At 35.4% G+C, this 7,550-nt stretch carries 8 protein-coding genes and 1 pseudogene; 7 read left to right on the forward strand and 2 right to left on the reverse strand.

Going from position 1 to position 7,550, the window contains the following annotated elements:
- The 7 genes and pseudogenes from AC1DVB_RS23940 to AC1DVB_RS23970 all read left to right on the forward strand — a co-directional run.
- A partial coding sequence (locus AC1DVB_RS23940) for a polymorphic toxin type 15 domain-containing protein (RefSeq protein ID WP_477591277.1) occupies window positions 1–1,251 on the forward strand: 1,251 nt, incomplete at its 5' end.
- Between the two features lie 19 nt (window positions 1,252–1,270).
- On the forward strand, window positions 1,271–1,819 hold the full coding sequence (locus AC1DVB_RS23945) for a T6SS immunity protein Tdi1 domain-containing protein (protein WP_328118388.1): 549 nt from the start codon (window positions 1,271–1,273) through the stop codon (window positions 1,817–1,819).
- A 323-nt stretch (window positions 1,820–2,142) separates the two neighbouring features.
- Window positions 2,143–2,610, forward strand: a complete 468-nt coding sequence (locus AC1DVB_RS23950; RefSeq protein WP_239861191.1) for an antitoxin YezG family protein — start codon at window positions 2,143–2,145, stop codon at window positions 2,608–2,610.
- A 324-nt stretch (window positions 2,611–2,934) separates the two neighbouring features.
- Window positions 2,935–3,570 carry a deaminase domain-containing protein gene (locus tag AC1DVB_RS23955; protein WP_477591280.1) on the forward strand — a complete coding sequence of 212 codons (636 nt, stop codon included), beginning with the start codon at window positions 2,935–2,937 and terminating at the stop codon, window positions 3,568–3,570.
- A 28-nt stretch (window positions 3,571–3,598) separates the two neighbouring features.
- Complete coding sequence (locus tag AC1DVB_RS23960; protein WP_137024583.1) at window positions 3,599–3,955, forward strand: Imm3 family immunity protein; 357 nt, start codon at window positions 3,599–3,601, stop codon at window positions 3,953–3,955.
- Window positions 3,956–4,153: 198 nt separating this feature from the next.
- A pseudogene (locus AC1DVB_RS23965) lies at window positions 4,154–4,567 on the forward strand (DNA/RNA non-specific endonuclease).
- Window positions 4,568–4,584: 17 nt separating this feature from the next.
- Window positions 4,585–5,040, forward strand: coding sequence for a DUF600 domain-containing protein (locus tag AC1DVB_RS23970; protein ID WP_477591282.1), 456 nt, complete (start codon window positions 4,585–4,587; stop codon window positions 5,038–5,040).
- 225 nt (window positions 5,041–5,265) lie between these two features.
- Here the strand turns inward: AC1DVB_RS23970 and AC1DVB_RS23975 are convergent, their stop codons facing one another.
- Entirely contained in the window at window positions 5,266–6,180 is a 915-nt protein-coding gene (locus AC1DVB_RS23975; protein ID WP_477591284.1) for an iron-hydroxamate ABC transporter substrate-binding protein, read from the reverse strand.
- Between the two features lie 983 nt (window positions 6,181–7,163).
- A partial coding sequence (locus tag AC1DVB_RS23980) for a PP2C family protein-serine/threonine phosphatase (RefSeq protein ID WP_477591286.1) occupies window positions 7,164–7,550 on the reverse strand: 387 nt, incomplete at its 5' end.

A 7,550-nucleotide genomic window follows, 5' to 3' on the forward strand; every position in this document is an offset into this window, starting at 1 on the left:
GAAGCCCGGAAAATCGAACAGGAAATGGAAGAACTCGAAAATCGTCCATGGTACGAAAAGGCCTGGGATACGACAAAAACCTTTACAGGGGAATTCACGGGATATTATGATTCTATCAGGGCCTCAACCGGAGTCGATCCAGTAACGGGCCGCAAGCTGTCCGATGCCGAACGAATCGCCGCAGGCGCCATGGCCGCCGCTGGATTCATCCCCGTCGTCGGCTGGGCCGGCCGGGCCATCAAAGGCGGCAGCGCCCTATACAAAACGGCCAAAGGGCTCAACGCAGCGGACCATGCGCTCGATGCCTATAAAACGACAAAAGGCTTTAGCCTCCTTCAGAAAACCGAATACGGGATATACGGGCTCCTCGCAGCCAACGGCCTCGGTGAAGCAGCCACCGGCAAAGACATGTTCGGCAACCAGCTAACCGAGGAACAGCGCCAGAACGGGCTGTTGACGGCACTAGGCATCGGCGGTGTGGCAGGTGCGGCCAAAGTCGCCGATAAAGTAGCAAGCGGTACAAAGTTCATCCCTTACAGCAAGGAATTTGCGCAAAAGCAGGTTCAGAAGGTTCAAGCCTTCGGCAGGGAAATCGGCAAGGTGGAAGTACCTCTCCGGATTAGGGTCGAAGAATTAGCGACGGCGTATGGAAACAACTATAAACATGTCACATTTGATAAAACGACGATTAAGGATATCGTGCAGAAGTTTGCGGCGAAGAGTGATGGTGGAAAGGGTATGGGTGTTTTGTACCATGTCCAAAGAATCTCAGAAATAGAAGTCAAGTTCAAGCAAAATCCTAAACACAATGCAGAAGAATTCACAAGACAGTTAAAAGACCAAGAAAAAGGGTTGAATGGTTTAACTATTGATGAGTATTTAAAGAATAGAGAAAGATATATAGAAGAAGGAAGAGCTTTAGAAGGGAATGCAGCTCAAAAGGCTGCAAGAGTAAAAGCTTATTTAGATAAAGTTGATGAGTTAAGGGAGACAGGCTTATCTAGAAAAGAATCAGAAAAGCAGGCTACAGTATGGATAAATGAACAGGCTGCTTTACATAATCCAGATCAAATTGCGGGTGGCAATCCACTTGATATTGGTGGAATGGGAGATAAAAGGGTTAATTCATCCCTTGGTTCGCAATGGAGATATAGAATTGATGTTATAGATGAACAAATAAAAACTATTGCAGCTAGTATGACGGAAGTGGATAAAAAATCAATATACTTAAATGTGAAATTAATACAATGAAATAGAGGTGATTATAAAAATGTCAACTAACATTTTTGATAACTTTAAATTATTTGAAAAAGCACAAGCAGAAACTATTAATAATTTCAATGGTTACATACCTGAACAAGTATTAGAAGTGTGGAATAAATATGGTTTTGGTAGTATTTTAAACGGGTATTTAAATATTGTTAACCCAGAAAAATATAAGGAACTATTAAAGGATGTATATGTAAGAAACGAGGATGCTCTAGTATTGTTTACTACATCAATGGGGGATCTTGTTGTTTGGGAAGATAATAAATATTTAATTTTACTTAATTTTAGAAAGGGTGAAATTAAAGGGATATCGTCCGGTTTCAAATATTTCTTTCCTGATTTAGAAGATGAATCATTTTACGAAGAAATTTTAGATTGGAATCCTTATCCTGAAGCAGTTGATAAATATGGAGAACCAGATTTTGATGAATGCTTTGGTTATACCCCTCTCCTTGGATTAGGTGGAACTGAGAATGTGGAAAACTTGAAAAAGGTGAAACTTATTGAGCATATTTATCTAATTACTCAATTCATGGGACCAATCGAATAAGAGTCAATGAAGTTGAAAAGATGGTTGATGATTACAAGTGACTATCAAAAGTAAATGAATCCAGGGTCTTTTTTGGGGTTAAGTCAAAAAGCATAAAACTCAGGGGCTTATCGTTTTTTTCGATAAGCTCTTTTAATTTGGTGAAAAAAGAATCCTAAATACTAGAAACTGGTTATATGAGAAAGTAGAAAAGAAATATTAAATCCCCAAGTAACACTCCAAGGATAAGACAGACATAGTAACAAAGAAACTAAAATCCTCCCCTACCAGTTAGGAATATTGGAGATATGGACATTTGAAAATTGAGCAGGAGGTGGGTAAGTATGAATGATATTAAACTTAATAGTATTTATCAAAAAATAGCCCAAACTATTAATGAAACTATACCAGAGGAATGGTCAAAGGTATTAATGTACGGTGAAATTGCTGACGGTACCGGTACGGCTTTCTTTTTTTATTATAATTCTAATAGTGAATTGCCTATTTATAGTCATGATATACCTGAAATATATAGTTTAAACGAAGAAGAATATGATAAATTATGGTATCAATTATTAGATGAATTAAAATTATTATCAGATGAATTTAAAAATAATAATCAAGAACAATGGACCAATTTAACTTTTACTTTAGAAAGTACCGGTAAATTTAAGGTTGACTATGATTATGAGGATTTATCCAATGCAGATGATCTCGAAAGAAGGGTTATTTGGGAATATACTCGTTTAGGCCTTTTACCCGAATCTGAATATGATAAGAGGATTTTAGAAGAATACCTCAAGAAAGAATAATGGAGGATAAGTAAAGCTTGTTCTTTTTATGACCTTAACGCAAAAGTTAAGGTCTTTTCATTGTTGAAATAGAATATGTATCATCTATCGCTTCTCAGATAATAGGCCGTGAGGACTTAAAATCATATAGATTTACTTTAAGGCAAGGTGGCATAGAAAAAAGTATCAAGTGGTACAAAGTTCGTCCCTTACAGCAAGGAATTTGCGCAAAAGCAGGTTCAGAAGGTTCAGACTACAATAACAGACATCGCGAGATCAGGAAAAACCACGTTAAAAAATATAGGTGACGAACTAGGTAAAAAAGAAATACCTAAACGAATAAGTGTGGAACAAGTTTCACTCACAGGAGGACCAAGCCTTCCCCATGTTATGATTGAAAAGCAGACAATTAAGGAAGCCTATCAGAAATTCACGGTGAAAGATAGCAAAGTAGAGGGTGTTTCAGGGGATAGTGTTCCTAAGGGTGCGGGTAAAGTGTATCCAACTAGACAAATAGATTCAGTAGCAGAAACACATATAATTGATAAAGTGAAAGAGCTAAGAGGGAATTTAACAAGTAGGTATAAGAAATCTGGTAATTTTGCTGTTGCAGAAGTGGATGTCAGTGGGATAAGTAAATCTGAATTTTATGCTCAAAGTAGCATAAATGAACTCAAAGGAAGTCTTGAGGATAAGGTGCCTGATATTTCTTTACAACCTGAAAATCCAATGTTTAAAGCTACGGAAGCAGTTGGTAAAGAGGGAGAGAGTTACTTAAGGAATACAGATACGGAGTATAAAATACTAAATGACATTGCTTCTAGGCTTGGAGAGAATACACAAGCTACAGGGAAAATTAAGTTATTTACAGAATTGGATACTTGCGACAGTTGCAGTAAAGTCATAGCAGAGTTTGCTGCTAAATATAAAAATATTGAATTAGAAGTCATACACAACGATGGTAATAGAATTATTCCTTAAACTTAATTTTTTTTGGAGGGGAAAACTAGTGAAAGACTGGGAGTATAATGAATTATTTGATGCAATTCAGGAGACATATGAAGAGTTGTTAGATGAAGATAGGGGATATAGGTATGCTATAGCAAAACTAGCTGATGAATTTGATAGATTAGGCAAGATAGAAGATGTTATTGTTGATACAGCTATTGGAGAAATTGCAATTGGCCATGAAAAAGTTTTTGTTGGGCGCATTGAAGGTATAACAAAGAGGTTAAGCATGTTTAACCCACAAGAAGCAGAAGCTGACTTAACATTAGAAGAGATACAAGACTTATCGAAACGAATAAATAAAGTAATAGAGGGACTAAGAAATGCAGAGGTAGATTATAATTCCTCAGCAGAATAGCATTTGTGAAAGAAAAATAAATATTAAAAAACCTTGAATGGCTAAAACCATTCAAGGTTTTTTAATAAAATCGTCTTGGAACATTTATTTCACCTATTAGCTCAATTTTAATAATGTTAGCTTGAACTCCGGAACCTTATTAAACTTCCAATAGAAAAAAGAAGCTTAGCTTTCTGTCTACAGAACTATAATCCTGATATTAGATATAAAACTGGAGAGTATGATTACTTATATGAAACAGATAATGTAGGTAGGATTACAAAATTTGAAACAGAGAATTTACAATTAACAGAAAGAAAAGACAGATTGTCACACAGCAAAAATACACCAGGTAAAGTAAAAGGTCAAGACCATGCAGGGCATTTGGCAGGTGATAGGTTTGGAGGATCACCTAAAATTGACAATTTGGTATCGCAATTATCTGATGTTAATTTGAAGAAATATAAGAAAGTCGAAGATAAATGAGCTGCAGCTCTAAAAGAAACACCACCAAAAAAGGTAACAGTTGATGTTGCTATAAATTACTCTGGGAATGATATGCGCCCAGACAAATTTATAGTTAATTACACTATTGATGGTAAGCCGGGCAGTGCAAAATTTAAAAATTTATAAAAGGAGTGCAATATAGTATGAAACAATTTGAAGATAGATTTAGTGAATTGCAAGCTGATATGATATCCATTTGTATGGAATATGTGGAAGATAGAGCCGATAAAGTATATGTTTATGTTTCATGTGAAGAAGATATGATATCGAGCAGTTTCTTTTATTTAATTAACAATAAGTATGTAGAATGTCATAAGGTGAACGATGCATTGGAAAATGGGGACGAAAGATATGATATATCTACAGAACGACAGTTTATGGTATTAAATATTATCAATGATGATGCCGAAAAAATTGAAGAATTATGCAAAGAATACGAAAGAGACATGCCAACGGAGTTGAAATTAATATATGATGCTAAGAGTGGCAGTCTTCAAGCTGAATACAAGTATGATTTAGTACATACAAATGATGATATAAAAACGGCAGATGATTTTGCTGATGAGTGGTTTGAGGAGATAAAAAAAATTAATCTTTAAATTGTTTAGATTTAAAGATATGCTCTAATTTGAATTCATAACTCACGAAGATTATGTCATCATGGAGTTATATAACCAGGGTGAGTAATGAATTAATTTATATAGCTAGTTAAACAGCATCTGTTGCCTAAAAGGCATCAGGTGCTGTTTGTTTTTCTGGGAAGATATTCAAGTATAAAACATTTAAAGAAGGAATTCTCATTTAAAGAATTCCTTCTTTGCATACTATTTGTTAAGAAATGATTTTTCGAAAAATTCCAGAAGATGCTCTAGAGTGATTGGATCACTGTAAGTGGATGCTTTACTATTTATTTCAAATATACGATCGTTCTTAACTGCAGGAATATTTTTCCATGTTTCGGTCTCCACAAATGAATTAACTACATCAGGGTTTTTACTAAAGATAATATAATCTCCAGTATACTCAGGAAGCACTTCAGATGAGAGGACATAAATGCCGGATTTAAGTGCCTTTTCTTTTACTTTTTCAGGCATTTTCAAGTTCATTGCTTGATACAATATTTCTGTTCCGCGTGCATAATTATTTCCAAATACATAAAACTCTTTAGCATCATTTTCAATGACAGAAACGGTTGCATCTTTACCAATTTTTGCACGTATGGCTTTTCCTGCTGTTTCTGCACGCGTTTCGAAATCTTTAACCCATTCTTTTGCTTCCTTTTCTTTGTTTAAAAGTTTTCCGATTTCTATTTGCTGTGATAAATAATCTAATTTTCCCCAAGTGAATACAACAGTCGGAGCAATTTCATTAAGCTTTCCGATATTTTTCATCTCGGATCCGGCTATGATTAGGTCTGGTTCCAGTTCAATGATTTTCTCCAGGTCATCTTCTGAAACGACTTCCACGCCCTTAAGTCTATCTTTAAAAAGGGGATTCATATTAGTCCATTGATCTATTCCAACAATATTACCTTCCAAAGCCAATACATTAGGTCCATTGGAGAGAGCAATTATTCTTTTTGGGTTTTTAGGAATCTCAACAGGGCCAGTTTCTGATTGATATGTAATTGTTTCTGATTTTGTCTTGGAATCATTATTTTCGTTCGCTTTCTCGTTGTTCCCACAGGCACTAAGGATAAGCACGAACAAGAGCAGGAAGGGTATGAATAGCTTTTTCATTTTGATTTTCTCCTTACTGATATAGTGTAGGTTAAAAATATACCAAAAAATGTCTAATTAATAATGATATTCATTTTCAATGACTACATCAACATATTAATAGGAATGATAATCATTGTCAATAACTTTCGCCAGATTGCTAAACTCCGTGAACTAAACCGTCACCTCTCCTAGTCTTTTGTTTTTCTTCGTAAACCAAGTCTAGTAGTTAAAGGTGGATAGCACATTCAACGGATGCCGCATCCTAAGAAGTGGGATAAAATAGCTCGGTTCGTGTCATCATTTTCCGCATGCTTCGTTAAATACTTGATATTGAAGTTTTTTCGATTAACTCTTATTAAAATAATGACAAGTAGTTGTTTCCATAACTATATTATGGTTTAATCGTTGAGAAATCATATATGTTTGAACGAAAATAATATGCGAAGATCGTTTATTCCTGTCGATAAAACTGGGGGAGGTTTCAGTTTGCTTCCACATACATTGGAAATTGTCCAGAATCATGATGAATTGATTTGCATTCAGTCTAAACTTTTAGCAACTTGTCCACACCTTCCATCAGTCCATGCATATACAATAGTAAGGAGGGTGTTAGGATGGAGATAAACTGTTGTTATGAAGAAAAATGTTTTGAGAACAATGACCCAAGTACAGTATGGTTTCCTGGAAAGCGTTGTAAATGTAAGTGCAAATGCAAAAAAAACAAGCGCCGTTTTCATTAATCACTAAATGAATGACTGGATATAAGTTGTTCAACAGAGGCAGGCCCAGTGGCTGCCTTTTTTATTTGGACATGCGTGATATATATTAGTGGAATTGCGCTGAAATATAAAGATGAAAAAAACACTCAACCATTATGGCTGAGTGTCTAAAGTTAATCCCTAAATATAAGCGTTTCGAACATAGTTTCCATTATACGAACTCCCAAGAAATTGTACAGTAACTTGGATTAGTTATGTAGCAGATAGCACAACCCCGATGTTTTATTTTAGTTTAACTAAAATAAGACATTGGTCATCTTTACGTTGGAGAGTGTCCTCTTCATATCTAAGCGTTTGTATAACTTCCTCCTTAATTGTGGATAAAGGGGCAGTGGAATAGGTCTTTAACAATGAGCATAAACGGTCTGAACCTATAGGTTCTTCAACTCCATCTGTATAAAGGCACAGCATACTTTCCTTATTGTATGTAACGGTATTTGTTTTAAAAAGTATATCTTCAAACATCCCGAGTGGTGGCCGATTAGAACGCAACTCATATTGTTTTCCGTTTATTTCCTGTAAAAGAACGGATGGATGGCCTGCATTGATATAATTAATTTCTCTCTTATCAGTATCGATTAAAAGGTAGACGGCAGTGCAGTAATGAGA

This window comes from Peribacillus sp. P4_D6, from assembly GCF_056401795.1.

What these genes read in the sequence shown, in the direction of transcription:
- AC1DVB_RS23950 (WP_239861191.1), top strand. Translation starts at nt 2,143, where the DNA reads ATGAATGATATTAAACTTAATAGTATTTATCAAAAAATAGCCCAAACT.
- AC1DVB_RS23970 (WP_477591282.1), top strand. Translation starts at nt 4,585, where the DNA reads ATGAAACAATTTGAAGATAGATTTAGTGAATTGCAAGCTGATATGATA.
- AC1DVB_RS23945 (WP_328118388.1), top strand. Translation starts at nt 1,271, where the DNA reads ATGTCAACTAACATTTTTGATAACTTTAAATTATTTGAAAAAGCACAA.
- AC1DVB_RS23975 (WP_477591284.1), bottom strand. Translation starts at nt 6,180, where the DNA reads ATGAAAAAGCTATTCATACCCTTCCTGCTCTTGTTCGTGCTTATCCTT.